The 13,623-nt window shown below is 34.7% G+C and carries 17 protein-coding genes and 13 tRNA genes; 26 read left to right on the top strand and 4 right to left on the bottom strand.

The features are described from left to right. Positions 1 to 8: 8 nt before the first annotated feature. Positions 9 to 905 (top strand): hypothetical protein, encoded by an 897-nt coding sequence (locus HNQ80_RS19080; protein WP_184312273.1) that lies wholly within the window; start codon positions 9 to 11, stop codon positions 903 to 905. A 174-nt stretch (positions 906 to 1,079) separates the two neighbouring features. On the opposite strand, the gene HNQ80_RS19075 is transcribed toward HNQ80_RS19080, so the two are convergent. Then, on the bottom strand, positions 1,080 to 1,610 hold the full coding sequence (locus HNQ80_RS19075) for a CDP-alcohol phosphatidyltransferase family protein (protein WP_184312271.1): 531 nt from the start codon (positions 1,608 to 1,610) through the stop codon (positions 1,080 to 1,082). Positions 1,611 to 1,997: 387 nt separating this feature from the next. Here HNQ80_RS19075 and HNQ80_RS19070 point away from each other — a divergent pair, with 387 nt between their 5' ends. The 7 genes from HNQ80_RS19070 (at position 1,998) to HNQ80_RS19035 (ending at position 6,920) form a co-directional block, all read left to right on the top strand. Continuing rightward, the gene (locus HNQ80_RS19070) at positions 1,998 to 2,387 is read left to right on the top strand and encodes an iron chaperone (protein WP_184312269.1); all 390 of its coding nucleotides are present in this window, start codon (positions 1,998 to 2,000) and stop codon (positions 2,385 to 2,387) included. Between the two features lie 373 nt (positions 2,388 to 2,760). Then, entirely contained in the window at positions 2,761 to 3,102 is a 342-nt protein-coding gene (locus HNQ80_RS19065; protein WP_184312268.1) for a zinc ribbon domain-containing protein YjdM, read from the top strand. Positions 3,103 to 3,209: 107 nt separating this feature from the next. Further along, complete coding sequence (locus tag HNQ80_RS19060; RefSeq protein ID WP_207727102.1) at positions 3,210 to 3,827, top strand: lactate utilization protein; 618 nt, start codon at positions 3,210 to 3,212, stop codon at positions 3,825 to 3,827. Positions 3,828 to 4,318: 491 nt separating this feature from the next. Further along, the gene (locus HNQ80_RS19055; RefSeq protein WP_184312265.1) at positions 4,319 to 4,876 is read left to right on the top strand and encodes a helix-turn-helix domain-containing protein; all 558 of its coding nucleotides are present in this window, start codon (positions 4,319 to 4,321) and stop codon (positions 4,874 to 4,876) included. A gap of 19 nt (positions 4,877 to 4,895) precedes the next feature. Then, positions 4,896 to 5,459, top strand: coding sequence for an HDIG domain-containing metalloprotein (locus HNQ80_RS19050; RefSeq protein WP_184312264.1), 564 nt, complete (start codon positions 4,896 to 4,898; stop codon positions 5,457 to 5,459). A gap of 28 nt (positions 5,460 to 5,487) precedes the next feature. Further along, on the top strand, positions 5,488 to 6,453 hold the full coding sequence (locus HNQ80_RS19045) for a PLP-dependent cysteine synthase family protein (RefSeq protein WP_184312262.1): 966 nt from the start codon (positions 5,488 to 5,490) through the stop codon (positions 6,451 to 6,453). A 359-nt stretch (positions 6,454 to 6,812) separates the two neighbouring features. Continuing rightward, a complete protein-coding gene (locus HNQ80_RS19035) occupies positions 6,813 to 6,920 on the top strand; it encodes an SHOCT domain-containing protein (RefSeq protein WP_184312260.1) in 108 nt (35 codons plus the stop codon). A 487-nt stretch (positions 6,921 to 7,407) separates the two neighbouring features. Here the strand turns inward: HNQ80_RS19035 and HNQ80_RS19030 are convergent, their stop codons facing one another. Then, positions 7,408 to 7,881 (bottom strand): MBL fold metallo-hydrolase, encoded by a 474-nt coding sequence (locus HNQ80_RS19030; RefSeq protein ID WP_184312259.1) that lies wholly within the window; start codon positions 7,879 to 7,881, stop codon positions 7,408 to 7,410. A gap of 51 nt (positions 7,882 to 7,932) precedes the next feature. Beyond that, positions 7,933 to 8,175: an MBL fold metallo-hydrolase gene (locus HNQ80_RS19025; RefSeq protein WP_184312258.1), complete on the bottom strand. Its 243-nt coding sequence runs from the start codon at positions 8,173 to 8,175 to the stop codon at positions 7,933 to 7,935. A gap of 164 nt (positions 8,176 to 8,339) precedes the next feature. Here HNQ80_RS19025 and HNQ80_RS19020 point away from each other — a divergent pair, with 164 nt between their 5' ends. From HNQ80_RS19020 to HNQ80_RS18940, 18 genes are all read left to right on the top strand, one after another. Further along, the gene (locus HNQ80_RS19020; protein WP_330602958.1) at positions 8,340 to 8,762 is read left to right on the top strand and encodes an Lrp/AsnC family transcriptional regulator; all 423 of its coding nucleotides are present in this window, start codon (positions 8,340 to 8,342) and stop codon (positions 8,760 to 8,762) included. Positions 8,763 to 9,164: 402 nt separating this feature from the next. Then, on the top strand, positions 9,165 to 9,503 hold the full coding sequence (locus HNQ80_RS25715; protein WP_207727101.1) for a hypothetical protein: 339 nt from the start codon (positions 9,165 to 9,167) through the stop codon (positions 9,501 to 9,503). A 119-nt stretch (positions 9,504 to 9,622) separates the two neighbouring features. Beyond that, positions 9,623 to 10,453: a GNAT family N-acetyltransferase gene (locus tag HNQ80_RS19015; protein WP_184312256.1), complete on the top strand. Its 831-nt coding sequence runs from the start codon at positions 9,623 to 9,625 to the stop codon at positions 10,451 to 10,453. Positions 10,454 to 10,553: 100 nt separating this feature from the next. Then, positions 10,554 to 10,994, top strand: coding sequence for a hypothetical protein (locus HNQ80_RS19010; RefSeq protein WP_207727100.1), 441 nt, complete (start codon positions 10,554 to 10,556; stop codon positions 10,992 to 10,994). Positions 10,995 to 11,307: 313 nt separating this feature from the next. Beyond that, positions 11,308 to 11,619: a TIGR04076 family protein gene (locus HNQ80_RS19005; protein WP_184312255.1), complete on the top strand. Its 312-nt coding sequence runs from the start codon at positions 11,308 to 11,310 to the stop codon at positions 11,617 to 11,619. A gap of 395 nt (positions 11,620 to 12,014) precedes the next feature. Then, a tRNA-Asn gene (locus tag HNQ80_RS19000) sits at positions 12,015 to 12,089 on the top strand. Positions 12,090 to 12,096: 7 nt separating this feature from the next. Beyond that, positions 12,097 to 12,185, top strand: a tRNA-Leu gene (locus HNQ80_RS18995). Between the two features lie 7 nt (positions 12,186 to 12,192). After that, positions 12,193 to 12,272: transfer RNA gene (locus HNQ80_RS18990), tRNA-Met, on the top strand. 12 nt (positions 12,273 to 12,284) lie between these two features. Then, positions 12,285 to 12,361: transfer RNA gene (locus HNQ80_RS18985), tRNA-Met, on the top strand. Between the two features lie 12 nt (positions 12,362 to 12,373). Beyond that, positions 12,374 to 12,448: transfer RNA gene (locus tag HNQ80_RS18980), tRNA-Glu, on the top strand. Positions 12,449 to 12,456: 8 nt separating this feature from the next. Continuing rightward, positions 12,457 to 12,532, top strand: a tRNA-Val gene (locus HNQ80_RS18975). A 5-nt stretch (positions 12,533 to 12,537) separates the two neighbouring features. Then, positions 12,538 to 12,614, top strand: a tRNA-Asp gene (locus HNQ80_RS18970). Between the two features lie 139 nt (positions 12,615 to 12,753). Continuing rightward, a tRNA-Ile gene (locus HNQ80_RS18965) sits at positions 12,754 to 12,830 on the top strand. Between the two features lie 5 nt (positions 12,831 to 12,835). After that, a tRNA-Phe gene (locus tag HNQ80_RS18960) sits at positions 12,836 to 12,911 on the top strand. A gap of 19 nt (positions 12,912 to 12,930) precedes the next feature. Beyond that, positions 12,931 to 13,006, top strand: a tRNA-Gln gene (locus HNQ80_RS18955). Positions 13,007 to 13,018: 12 nt separating this feature from the next. Next, positions 13,019 to 13,094 (top strand) — tRNA-Lys (locus HNQ80_RS18950). A 7-nt stretch (positions 13,095 to 13,101) separates the two neighbouring features. Next, a tRNA-Cys gene (locus tag HNQ80_RS18945) sits at positions 13,102 to 13,176 on the top strand. Between the two features lie 9 nt (positions 13,177 to 13,185). Further along, positions 13,186 to 13,262: transfer RNA gene (locus HNQ80_RS18940), tRNA-Arg, on the top strand. A gap of 166 nt (positions 13,263 to 13,428) precedes the next feature. On the opposite strand, the gene HNQ80_RS25710 is transcribed toward HNQ80_RS18940, so the two are convergent. After that, positions 13,429 to 13,623, bottom strand: a 195-nt coding sequence (locus HNQ80_RS25710) for a hypothetical protein (protein WP_207727099.1), incomplete at its 5' end; no start/stop codon positions are given.

The following is a 13,623-nucleotide window of genomic DNA, read 5'->3' as shown; positions in this document are numbered from 1 at the left end:
AATTAAAATTGAAAAAAATAATCGTAATTATCATTACATTAATCGTCATATTGACAGGGTGTTCAGACAAAAAGAATTCTGGTAATAATACCGAAACGGCTCCATTAAGTAACAACCAATTATCCCAGTCACAGTCAGAAAATACGTCTCAAAGTGCTAATGACACGAATAGTAGCACAGATTCCAACATGCTTGATAGCATAGATACTGCGAACAGTCCTTTTGAAAAAGGATATTACGATTATCAAGGGACCATAAGTAATGATATGTCAATTCAAATGAGCATCTATCCTTTAGGAAAAGATATGGTTGGTTCATACTTTTATGAAAGTCAGAGAAAAGAAATGAATCTGAAAGGAAAAGCAGGAGAGAAAGAGATCATATTATATGAATATGATGAAACGGGAAAAAAAACAGGGATATTTAAAGGAACAATGAATGCCGTTGATAAAATTGAAGGAACGTGGACAAGTACAGACAATAAAAAAAGCTATCCATTTATATTATCACTTAAAAGTAATCTCCCTGGAGTTGAATATGGAAAAAGATACGGAGTTGCAACAGGCACAACGAACGACCAAGATGTAGAAAACTTTGTTAGCAAAATTCAAGGTTATGTAATAAATGATAATAAGGAACAATTAGCTAAAGAAATACAATATCCTATCACTGTAAAAATTAACGATAAAGCTACAACCATACAAAATAAAGATGACTTTATTAAGAACTATGATAAAATTTTCTATCCCAATTATAAGCAAGTAATGAGCAATGCTTTTACCAAATATATGTTTGCGAATTGGAAAGGAATAATGTTTGGTACAGGTTCAGACAATATTTGGATTAATGAGGTAACATCGACAAATGGTAATCCTAAACTAATGATTACTGCTATCAATAATTAAGGGAATTATTTTTTTCTTAAAATGTGTATTGTGGGGAAGTCAAAATGGACTCCCCTTTATGTTTTTTATATGCTATTTTATCAATCATACATAAGCAAGATGGGGACACAAAAGCTGTTGTTGTTATCATTCTTGCTGGAAAACCATTGTGAAAGAATTCACTCTAGATTATACTCATTTTTTGAAAATACTTTGTTTATTTAATTGCAGTACATTTGATGTTAGTTGAATAATCAATTCCTCAACTGCTGATAAGCTTGCTATAACACAAATTATATATATCAACACAGGTGTATAAATATAGGGAAGTAACATTGGAAATACGAATAAAACTACACCGGTGAGTTTATTTCCGTAAGTGTGAAGACTTGCAAAGGTTTTATATTTTTTCAATGCTACGACCATCGATGTTAATCTGATAATACCAATCGAAACAATCCAAATGACGATTTCGGTTGTAGGATTTACGATTGGATAAAGCACAAATAATAATACACCGGTCATTATCATGTCAGCCATGGAATCAAGCTTTGCACCAAGCCTGCTTGTTGTCCCTGTCTTTCTGGCAATAAAACCATCTACAATATCACTGAATCCACAAATAACATATACTGCGTAAAAGGGTACACTTAATGGCTTAACAAAAATCAAAATCAAAGACAAAATGATTCTGCTAAACGATATACAATTTGGTAATGCTTTCATCTTACTACCTCGCCTAAAATAAATAATCTTGTTTATATATAATCAAACGGATATGCCTTTAGAGTTTCCTTTTCTAATACTTCGATATTCCATACTATTCTCCTTCAAAAAGTAAAATGCCTCGCTTTTACATATGATGAAAAACACATTATACGCAAGGATTGATTCCGCCTTATTATATTGTATATTTAGTGCTATAGAAATGTTACTGTCCAAAAGCATTAAATCTATCGTTCATGATAAGGGAACATCTTAGTTTCTGCTTTATGAAGGGAAAAGGTGGAAACTGTCGAAGTATTAAACTAAGAAACTTTAAGGCATTTTTTTACTAACGCGTTACTAATGGCTATAATGTGAATTTGAAATAAGAATTTGAAAGGAGACATCATGGAAGAAAATAAAAAAGTCTTTAAATCAATTGATGAATATATTTTGCAATTTTCTCCTGAAGTTCAGGAAATACTGAACGTGTTAAGAAAAATTATAAAAGAATCAGCGCCTGATGCAGAAGAAAAGATTAGCTGGCAAATGCCAACTTTTGTGCTGCACGGAAATTTAGTGCATTTTGCTGCTCATAAAAAACATATAGGGTTTTATCCAGGGGCAAGTGGAATTGAAGCTTTCAAACATAAGTTGTCGGAATATAAAGGGTCAAAGGGAGCTGTACAATTTCCTATAGAAAAGCCGCTGCCGTATGAATTAATAAGCGAAATAGTTAGATTTAGAGTTGCTGAAAATATAAAAGACGCAGAAAGCAAATTGAAAAAGAGGAAATGATAGCTTACCGTTATCTGCAAAGTGTAGCTGGTTAAACTATGCTATAAAAGCAAGCGAGGAGAGATATGCTTGCTTTGGCTCTATTTCATAAACATAGTTGATTTAATGATTTTGAAGCAGTATAAATAGAAAAAAGGTAGATCCAATATAAAAAAATTGAAAAATATGCACTAAATCGCTTAGAAAAAGAAGCTCAAGGAGTGCTTGGAGGCAGGTTGTCAATTTGAGAAGACTGTGCTAGTATATAAGTCTATGCAGAGCACCATATATGTTTTTCTTCAAAGGACAAGTGCTCATTGCTATTTATAGGAAGTTGCGAAAAGAAGATTCTTATATATTAGAATCAACAATAACGAATGGAGGAAATGAATTTATGTCGGATTTGCCAAATTGTCCAAAATGTAATTCAGAATACACTTACGAAGATGGAAGCCTTTTTATTTGCCCAGAATGTGCTCATGAGTGGACTTTAGAATTAGAAGCCGAAAATAGTGAGGATAAAAAGATTATCAAAGATGCAAATGGAAATGTCTTGAATGATGGTGATACTGTAACAGTAATCAAAGACCTTAAAGTAAAAGGAAGTTCATTAGTCATAAAAATAGGTACAAAAGTAAAAAATATACGTTTGGTTGAGGGAGATCATGATATTGATTGCAAAATTGATGGTTTTGGAGATATGAAATTAAAATCTGAATTTGTTAAAAAGGTATAAATGCGGTTTAATGTAACAGAACCGAAATAGTGTGTATTCACTAAAAAACATTGAAATATTGGTATGAAAGGAAGTGTGTTTTAGTGGATAATAATGTTTTGTGGTATATGGAAAAGCAAATTAATAGAACAATAGATAATTTAAGAAAACGTAATATGGAAGGTTTCTTTGTTAAAAATGAGAATGAATTGATTATACTTTTAAAGGAACTCATTACCGTAAACTCTGTAGTTGGTGTAGGCGACTCGATGACTCTTTTTGAAACAGGTGTAATAGATTTTCTACGGAAGGAGAATTACATTTTTTTAGATAAATATAAAGATGGAATTACAAGTGAAGAAAAGAAACAAATTTATATTAAAAACTTTTCTGCTGATACTTTTCTCTGTAGTACAAATGCCCTAACTGAAAATGGTGAACTTTATAATATAGATGGCAATGGAAGTAGAGTTGCACCAATGATATATGGTCCTAAACAGGTTATTCTAGTAACAGGGATCAATAAAATTGTTGCGAATATAGAAGAAGCAGAAAAAAGGGTCAGAAATTATTCTGCTCCAATTGACGCAAAAAGGTTATTTAAAAACACTCCGTGTACGACTTTAGGTTATTGTGTTGATTGCAAAAGTCCTGATCGAATTTGTAATGATTTCACAATCATTAGGGGACAATTTATTAAAGATAGAATAAAGGTAATCATTGTAGGAAAACAGTTAGGATATTAATATCTTAGTTCGGAATTTGAGAATAAATGTCCCCTTGGTAGATAACAAGGGGGTTAGCTATGAGACTGTAAAATAATCTGTGGCAATTGTAATAGAAGGCCTATCTGATAAGCTAGAATAGAAATTAATTGAAAAATTAGCGATATAAGAACGTTTTAAAGACGTGCTGACAAAGAGGATAGGGACTATTTAAAGGTTAAAATAGGATATGGTGAATCGTATCATAAACAAATGAGAAAATAGCCCAAAAACAAGAAATATCAATGTTTTTGGGCTGTTTGTTTTGAAGATATAAAGAAAATTAGTTCACAAACTGGTACTTAAAATATTGTTAAATTTTACTCTTACTCGATTAATTTTATTGAAACTTTATTAGTAACAACCTCTTGACATGAAAATAGTGATAAGATAGTATAATATATAACGCAAGACACAATATATTAAACTTTATACTCAATATAATGAGTTTGAAATAATGGAGGCTTAGTTCAATGTTCAATGCAGCTGTAGGTGAGAATGTAAGGAAAATCAGGAATTCTAGAGACTTAACAATTGAAAAATTAGCAGAAATTACAGGGGTAAGTAAAAGTATGTTAGGTCAAATAGAACGTGGAGAAGCCAACCCGACGATCACAACTGTATGGAAAATTGCTAATGGACTTAAGGTGCCATTTACAGCACTTATTGAATTACCAGAGACAGAAGTTCGAGTAATTGACAAAAGTCAGGTGGCGATGATCGTTAGCGAAGATGGGCTTTATGAGTGTACTCCATTCTTTCCATTCGATTCAAAGAATAACTTAGAAATGTACGAGATAACACTTAGACCAGCCTGCAAGGCATCAGGGGAACCGCATCCAAAAGGTACCATGGAATACATCATTGTATTTGATGGCGAAGTGATGATTGAACATGGTAATCAGATTGATAAGGTAAAAAAAGATCAAGCTATTAAATTTAGCGCAGATACAGCCCATTGCTACTACAACTCAGGTACAGAAACTGCTAGATTTGCACTCACGATATGTTACTCAACTGACAAAATTTAAGATTTTAAGGAGGAAAACTATGATAACAAGAGAGGATGCCTATGAATTGCTTACGAAGTATAACAACAGCAAGTCGCTGATAACCCATGGCCTTGCGGTAGAAGCTGTTATGCGTTATTTTGCCCGGAAGAATGATGAAAATGAAGAATACTGGGGGATAGTAGGACTTCTACATGATATTGATTATGAACTTTACCCCAATGAACATTGCCATAAGAGCAAAGAGATTTTGAAAAATGAAGGAGTAGATGATAGTATAATTCATGCAGTTATCTCTCATGGATGGAATATCTGTACTGATGTAGAGCCTATACACAAAATGGAAAAGGTTCTATATACAATTGATGAACTTACAGGACTAATAACAGCTACAGTGTTCATGCGACCGGATAAAAGTGTACTAAGTCTTGAGCCGAAATCAGTCAAGAAGAAATTTAAATCGGTAAGTTTTGCCGCTGGTGTAAATCGTGATATTATTTCTGCTGGGTGCACTATGTTAGAAATGGATTTAGATACAGTAATTCTTTGGACGATTGAAGGCATGAAAGAAGCTGCAACCGAACTTGGGCTTGCAGGGATATAAACTATGATTTACTTTGGAGGGGGATTTCATGGCAAGAATACTTAGTGGTGTTCATGAAGCTATTGGTGATACAAAAATGGTACAGCTCTCTCGCATAACTGAACATGTAGGTGTAGAAGGTAATATTTATGCTAAAATGGAGTATTTAAATCCGGGCTTTAGCAAAAAAGACAGAGTAGCGCTTCAAATGATTGAAGAAGCTGAAGCGGCAGGCCTGCTAAAAAAAGGACAACATATTGTTGAGCTAACTAGCGGAAACACAGGTACTGGATTAGCTATAGTGTGTGCAGCGAAGGGATATCATTTTGTAGCTTGTATGTCTAAAGGAAATTCCACAGAAAGAGCAAGAATGATGAAGGCTCTAGGTGCGGAAGTGCTGTTGGTTGATCAAATGCCTAATTCTATAAAAGGACAAGTATCAGGGGAAGATTTAGCACTGGTGGAGGAAATGGCTCAGAGGATAACGACTGAGAGAGGTGCATTTAGAGCAGATCAATTTAGGTTAGCTGGTACAGTGCATGCTCATGAGTATCATACAGCTGAAGAAATATGGGAACAATGTGACGGTAACATCGATGTATTTGTAGATTTCGTAGGTAGTGGAAGTACTTTTCAAGGATGTGCAGTAGGTCTAAAAAAACATAAGAAAGATATTCGTTGTTATGTTGTAGAACCTAAAAATGCAGCATTTTATGCAGGTGGGACCATTACTGATGGGGCCCACAAAATTCAAGGCGGAGGATACAGCATGAATTTGCCACTTTTGGATAAGTCTTTAATTGATGGAGTAATTCAAGTAACTGACGAAGAAGCAATTGATACAGCTAGAAAATTGGCGAAATATGAAGGTGTATTTGCGGGATTTTCCTCTGGTGCCAATGTGTGGGCGGCACTAAAATTACTTAAAGACGCTGAACGCGGTAAAAATATCGTACTGACACTTAACGATAGTGGACTAAAATACCTTAGCACAGATCTGTACGAAGAATTCTAACGACGATTGATCGTTTCCTATAGTCTGTGGAGTGTTGTGTTGTTTCGCTTGATTTGTCCATTCTCATTCTCTTCCACTTTAAGTTTCTTTAGATTCTTCAAAGTCGGTACTACGGGATATGTTCCTGTTAATATAGGTTATGGGTCACATCCACAGATGAGTGTGGGAATAGATAGTATTGAAGATTGGGTCTACAACTCATTACATACAGCAACACCAGCAGCTAGTGTAAACTCCATACAAATCGGTATTATTGTTCTTGTTGTTTTTTTATAGATAGAAAACTAAGAGCAAATAGTCTTGACAGTGAAAATATTCATTTAGAAGATTCAAGAGAAATTGAATTAGGAAGAAATGAATTGAAGGATAGATTAGATCGGTTAAAGGAATACAGAACAAATGGTGTTATTACGGAGGATGAATACGAAAGGAAAAAAGCAGATATTATAGATAATTATGAAATATAGGGCTTTAGTATTTCTGTATTTCTAGGAGAAAAAATGAAGAAAGCGTAAGCATAGAAGAATGTAAAATATGAGTTAAGAGAATAGTTCTTTTAGCTCATATTTTTCGTTTGAGTCCTCGATCTCAGAGTTTATTCAAATTCAAAATATACGCAAAAATAGGAAAAAATAGTTCTTATGACTTCAGAATGAATGGTTAAAGATTCTAAAAGTATTCTAATTAAACTCAATTTGCTTAAAGGGTCTTCTAAAATTGGCGACTCTTAACTTTGAAAATGTATATACCCCTGAAATCAACAGGGGCATTACAATCTAATTCAACATATCTTTAAATGTTATCATTTTCCAGTGAAAGATTGTTTTAATAGAATCTATGGTATTTGACATTATAGAGTTAGAAGAATTCTTATAGTGAATTGTGGTATAGAGTTATAGGTGTATCTTGGATGTGTGGGTTGGAAATCCCATGCCTCAAATGTTTTGTGGGTGATTACCTTATTTCAATTATTTCACCATCATCAGGGATAAGGAATGAGTTACAGTTTTCAGAATTCTCAAGTGTAGAGGACAAGAACTCCTTTAAATTATCTTTTGTTGTTCTACAATGGTTAATCGCATCCATATGAACACATATTATTTTTGCCTGTGGTACGGAATAATGGATATTGAGGATATCCTCTGGTGTAAGTGTAATAGGATCGCCTTGTGCGAACTGAGCACTTCCTCCAAAAGCAATGATGATATCTGGTTTGTATTTGTTAAGTGTTGCTTTTATTTTTTCGTAAAAAATAGTATCTCCGGTAATATAGAGGGTAGGTTCATTGAATGTTCTTAAAATATAGCCTGACGAAGTTCCCATAAGTTCAGAAATGTGACCTGTGCCATGCTGACCAGGCACACGATGGATGCTGATGGAGTCAATGGTTAAGTGCTCGCTGATAGCAATTACATTTGAGAATCCCATGCTTCTGAAATCCTCTGCATTTTCTGATTGACAGATTAAATTGGTATTATCTTACAGATTTATTCTGGCGTATTCATCAAAATGATCTAAATGTAGATGTGTTACTAAACAATATTCTGGCAGTTGAAAAGTAGATAGATCTACAGGGAGCTCCACTCGAGGATTTTTTAGGTCATTCCATGAATTACGAATAGGTGGATTAATTTCTTTTGGTGCAAACATAGGATCAATTAGAATTTTGAGTCCTCCATATTGAAGTACTCCGGTAGCATGTCGTAGATGCTGATATTTCATAATAACCTCCTTTTCACTTACAACTATAAATTCTTTGTAGTTGTAAGTGAGATTAAGTTTTTAAAAATCAAAAACGTATCACAATATCTTTATATTTATTTTAGATTAAGATATTATAATACTAAATAGACGCATGAAAAAATTTTACAATTAAAAATTTCACCGTGAAAGGATTTAACATGGATCAAATCGATAAGAAGATAATTGAATTGTTGAAGGAAGATTCAAGACTAAATTTCAAATCAATTGGTGAGCAAATACATATGACAGGACAAGCTGTTGGAAATAGGATTCGTAAACTAGAAGACAAGCGTATTATTGAGAGATATACTATCCAGTTGGATACACAAAAGCAAGGGTTGATTTCTGCGTATATTACTTTGCTTATGAAAAGTAATGATCACTATCGTGTTAGGCAATTTGTCCAAGAAAAAAGCGAGATTGTAGATGCTGTACGTATCAGTGGCGAAGGTTGCTATATTCTTAAGGTTGAGGTGGAAAGCCATGATGATTTAAATGAGCTATGTGATCAAGCTTTGGAATTTGCCAATTATCGAATTAATATCATAACTGAGAGAATTAAATGAATCAGACATTCAGTCATGAAGCACATACCGATAGATATTTATTTTTAAAGACTATAGAATACTTTGTGAGCGAGTAGAATAGAACTCCTATCTGGTATTGAAAAATCCTGCTAGATAGGAGTTTTCTTATTCAACTTATAAAAGGAAAAAGCAAGAATTAGTGATTAAAGCACTTTTTCTATTTTTATGACAAAAAGTGACAACAATTCAGTCTCTGAAAAGATAAAATAAAAACTAACTAGATAATTAACGGTATAGAAGCATATTATTGCATTAGGCAAGATAATAGAGGTTATGAGATCAATGATGCCTATGTAAGATTGCATTTATGGGGAATTATTAACATTTTTAAAAGGATTTAAGGATCTTTGAAGAAGAGAACACTATCGCAGTAAAAAGAAAATGCGTCCTAATAAACTATGGAAAGAAGGAGATTTTTTGCATAGGTTAAATAAATTTTATTTTAATGTCAGTATAATTATTGCAGTTATTACAACTGTTTTAGTGCCGAGTAATCCTGAGCAAGGGAATATATTATTAAAATATAAGTATGGATTTCCTTTAAATTATATAACTATAATCCAGCGTAAACCCATAAGTAAGTGGTTTGGAACTAATTTTTTTGCTGGAAATATGGGACTTGCTATAAATCCACTTACTTTCTTAATCAACATATTGGTTTTATATTTTGTCATATTGTATTTAGTGAAGATGTTTTTAAGACATTCATCAAAAAATTAGAGTGTGCTGATGCATCTTCTTTTTTAGATGTTACAAAATAGCTCGTATAGCTACATATCAACTATTTTCTAATATTATGAAAGATTAGATATGCTAGCAGGCGATAAGGTGAGTAAAAAATGATAAGAAAGATTAACAAGAAAGATATTGATAGAGTACTAGAATTTTTAAAGCGAGAGCTTGAGACCGTTAATGAAGATAGAATAAAAGAAGAATTAAAGAATATCGATAATAACAGATTAATATATGAAAGCAATAGCGAGATATATGGCTTTACAGTTGCCATTTCCAATAAGGAATTAAAAAGGGGTAAAGTGATACTATATGTTTCAGAGACTAAAAGAAGAAATGGTATTGGAGAACAACTATATTTAGCTGCTTTAGGCTATTTAGAAAGACAGGATATTAATTATATTACCACAGAGATTAGAACCGAAAAAAACCATACAGGAGATTTCTTTATACATAGGGGATTTAATAAGAGGTATGGATATCATAGCATGATGTACACTGGTGGTAAGGTGAATAGCGATTTACAATTAATAAATTACGATGATAATTATTATGAGGCGTATAAAAAGGTTTATGAAGATTGCTTTTTTGAGATGAGAAAGGAGCTTGGATTTAAGCCTTATAGAGATTGTTCATCAGCAGATAAACTTATAGCAAATAAGGATAAAATATTCTTATTATTAGATAGTCAAGAATTGATTGGTTCAGTGTTACTTTTGGATAATGAAATTGATGATTTAATTGTTAATGAAGAGTATCAAGGACAAGGATATGGGAAGAAGCTTATTAACTTCGGTATTAATTATTGTCAAAGTCGTGGGGATAAAAATATATCATTAGGAGTGATAGATTGGAATGCTAAGGCTATAGCTCTTTATGTGAATAGCGGATTTAATATTATTTCCAAGGGTGAAGTTTATCATCGCATAACTAAGTAAATTAGAAAAGCTGCACCTTTGAAAAAGTCTAAGTTTCTAGTATAAAAAAAGATATTACTGTAATTAAGATTGTTGGATTTTTAAAAAGGAGGAAGTTATTTTGTATAGAAAATTATATGTATTTCCATTGTTAATAATAGCTATAATTTTGGTCCTTAATACTGGATGTAGCATCAAAAATAGTGATAACAATAAGATTGCTTATATTTCATCAAATGCCGATTCAGAATATGAGAATACATTTAAAGAGTTGCAACTTGGCATACTATTTGATTTTGACTTAAGATTACCTAATGCTGATAAAAGTTGGGTTGATATATGGGTGGAAGGTTATAGTAATGGAAAAGCTGTGGAACCTTTTCCACTTACACAGCTCTCTTATGGTTTAAGCCCTAAGAAAGTAGAAGAAGGTAAAATGGGATTTGGAATTATAAATCCTAATAGTAAAGAAACACAATTTTTCTTATATTCATCAGGTGTTCGTACGAGTCCTCATAGTATTGATAATAATTTTTTTGCTGAATCTGCTATTAGTAGTTGAGACTATGCTATTGGAAATGAAACAATTGGTTTAGAGCCTGGGGAAGAAGTAGTATTAGCAGTGTATAGGCAAGGAAAAGAGTCTTTAAGAGCAGGTTATGATTATCAAGATGTAGACTCTATAAATAAAATGATAAACGAAGATATAACTGTACTTTTACTTAAGATTAAGGTAGAGGAGAGAAACGAGTTATAAGTTAAATTAATCATTCCATTAACTTACATATAAAAAGCAGCAGTTAGAGCAATATGGTAAAATAAGCAATACACAGTCGTATGAAATTGTGAAGTAAGAATCATAGGAGGTAGAGATATTGAGGAAAGTAAGAATAACCGTATTGAAAAGATGTTTTTACGAAGAATATGCAGAAGCTTACTTGACGGATGGAAAAGAAGTTGGTCCGTGTCCCTTATTAAAAGAGGGAGATACATTCGTTTTTGAAGGAAGCGCTGTAATGCCAGCGGGTTTTTGCCCATGGGCTTGGATTGATATTTATAGAGGAGTTACCTCGCTTAGTGCAGGAGCTACATATTTGCCATGGAACAACAAAGACGGCATGCAGATTCTATGTTGCACAGATGGAGTACGTCCTGTTGTGTTTGCATTAGAGGCTTTTGATGATTGATTATAATTGTGTGGATGTAGTATTAGTTTTGTCGCATCATTCTTTATTACGTAATACAACACAACAACAATTGTGTTGTATTTAATAGGTAGCTATTAGAATTGATATGTTAACAACAGAAGAGGGTTTTAACAATTACCTATTTATTTTAATGTTTTCGAATACATTATATTATACTTAATTATTATAGTGTGTTGCCTACTAAAAAGTATTAATAAGATCCATGCAGGGGTATGGTGTAAATTAAGGTGATTAATGGACATGTATTCAAAGCCAAAAACTTAAATAGCTACGCTGTAGGGCAAGAAAAATATCTGGAAGAAATTTCATGTAGACAGTACCTAGGTAAATATGATAAGATAATCCTTGTCGCCCCAAGAGGGCGTTGGAAATATTCCAGAGTAGCTCAATGGTGGAGCACCCGGCTGTTAACCGGTAGGTTCAGGGTTCGAGTCCCCGCTCTGGAGCCATTATATTGCCGGGGTGGCGAAATTGGCAGACGCACAGGACTCAAAATCCTGCGGTCCTTACAGACCGTACCGGTTCGACCCCGGTCCCCGGCACCAAAAACATCGCGGAATGAATGGAGCAGTTGGCAGCTCGTCGGGCTCATAACCCGAAGGTCACAGGTTCAAGTCCTGTTTCCGCAACCAATTTAGAATTATGGCGGCGTAGCTTAGCTGGCTAGAGCGTCCGGTTCATACCCGGAAGGTCGGTGGTTCGAGTCCACTCGCCGCTACCATTTATTTATTAGGGCCCATTGGTCAAGCGGTCAAGACACCGCCCTTTCACGGCGGTAACCCGGGTTCGATTCCCGGATGGGTCACCATTTAATATGGGCGCATAGCTCAGCTGGGAGAGCACCTGCCTTACAAGCAGGGGGTCATAGGTTCGATCCCTATTGCGCCCACCATATTTGGCCCGGTAGTTCAGTTGGTTAGAATGCCAGCCTGTCACGCTGGAGGTCGAGGGTTCGAGCCCCTTCCAGGTCGCCATTTTTAAAAAGTTGACGGTACGCGGTTACCGGTTGACGGTTCTTAGAGTAAGTATCTTGGGTCTACGACTCAAAAGATAGACCATGATAACCGACACCGATAACTAAATACATGCTAGTGTGACTCAATAATAGATTACGGGCTTATAGCTCAGGTGGTTAGAGCGCACGCCTGATAAGCGTGAGGTCGGAGGTTCGAGTCCTCCTAAGCCCACCATTTATGCCCAGATAGCTCAGTCGGTAGAGCAGAGGACTGAAAATCCTCGTGTCGCTGGTTCGATTCCGGCTCTGGGCACCATCATATAATCCTATATTACTGGGGTATCGCCAAGCCGGTAAGGCACCAGACTTTGACTCTGGCATTCGTTGGTTCGAGCCCAGTTACCCCAGCCATATATGTATAGTGACCCATTAGCTCAGCAGGTAGAGCACTTGACTTTTAATCAAGGTGTCCCGCGTTCGAGCCGCGGATGGGTCACCATTTATTTGGCGGCATAGCCAAGTGGTAAGGCAGAGGTCTGCAAAACCTTTATTCCCCAGTTCAAATCTGGGTGTCGCCTCCAATTTAACATGCGTCCTTAGCTCAGTTGGATAGAGTCGCTGACTTCGAATCAGTTGGTCGGGGGTTCGAGTCCCTCAGGGCGCACCATATATTTATCTTCTTAGTTAGATAGAAGAAATAATAGTTAGAATTAATTACCAGTTGATTCTAATTATCGATTATGATAAGATATATTTTGTCGCTGCTACAAGGAATGACTAAAAACTTCCAATAAAAATGTAGTTGACATAACATCAGAAAGATGATAAGATATTCAAGTCGCCAAAACGAGCGACACAAACTTTGGTCTTTGAAAACTACACAGTGTAAGAATTAAGCCAGCATATATACGCTTAGCGTAACGCTGATTTTGTGCAACGGAAATTTCGAGAGTCTTACTCGAAGAAATTTCGTTGGCGACATGAGCGGTTGCGATGAGCATAACGCGAATTTTTTTATAGAGAGTTTG

Source organism: Anaerosolibacter carboniphilus, assembly GCF_014205875.1.
Taxonomy (GTDB): domain Bacteria; phylum Bacillota; class Clostridia; order Peptostreptococcales; family Thermotaleaceae; genus Anaerosolibacter; species Anaerosolibacter carboniphilus.
This window is presented reverse-complemented; position numbering and strand designations above follow the sequence as displayed.

Bases quoted from the DNA above. Each gene is read 5' to 3' on its own strand.
- HNQ80_RS19075 (WP_184312271.1), bottom strand. From the start codon at position 1,610: ATGAAAGCATTACCAAATTGTATATCGTTTAGCAGAATCATTTTGTCT.
- HNQ80_RS19070 (WP_184312269.1), top strand. From the start codon at position 1,998: ATGGAAGAAAATAAAAAAGTCTTTAAATCAATTGATGAATATATTTTG.
- HNQ80_RS19065 (WP_184312268.1), top strand. From the start codon at position 2,761: ATGTCGGATTTGCCAAATTGTCCAAAATGTAATTCAGAATACACTTAC.
- HNQ80_RS19060 (WP_207727102.1), top strand. From the start codon at position 3,210: ATGGAAAAGCAAATTAATAGAACAATAGATAATTTAAGAAAACGTAAT.
- HNQ80_RS19055 (WP_184312265.1), top strand. From the start codon at position 4,319: ATGTTCAATGCAGCTGTAGGTGAGAATGTAAGGAAAATCAGGAATTCT.
- HNQ80_RS19050 (WP_184312264.1), top strand. From the start codon at position 4,896: ATGATAACAAGAGAGGATGCCTATGAATTGCTTACGAAGTATAACAAC.
- HNQ80_RS19045 (WP_184312262.1), top strand. From the start codon at position 5,488: ATGGCAAGAATACTTAGTGGTGTTCATGAAGCTATTGGTGATACAAAA.
- HNQ80_RS19030 (WP_184312259.1), bottom strand. From the start codon at position 7,881: ATGGGATTCTCAAATGTAATTGCTATCAGCGAGCACTTAACCATTGAC.
- HNQ80_RS19025 (WP_184312258.1), bottom strand. From the start codon at position 8,175: ATGAAATATCAGCATCTACGACATGCTACCGGAGTACTTCAATATGGA.
- HNQ80_RS25715 (WP_207727101.1), top strand. From the start codon at position 9,165: ATGCGTCCTAATAAACTATGGAAAGAAGGAGATTTTTTGCATAGGTTA.
- HNQ80_RS19015 (WP_184312256.1), top strand. From the start codon at position 9,623: ATGATAAGAAAGATTAACAAGAAAGATATTGATAGAGTACTAGAATTT.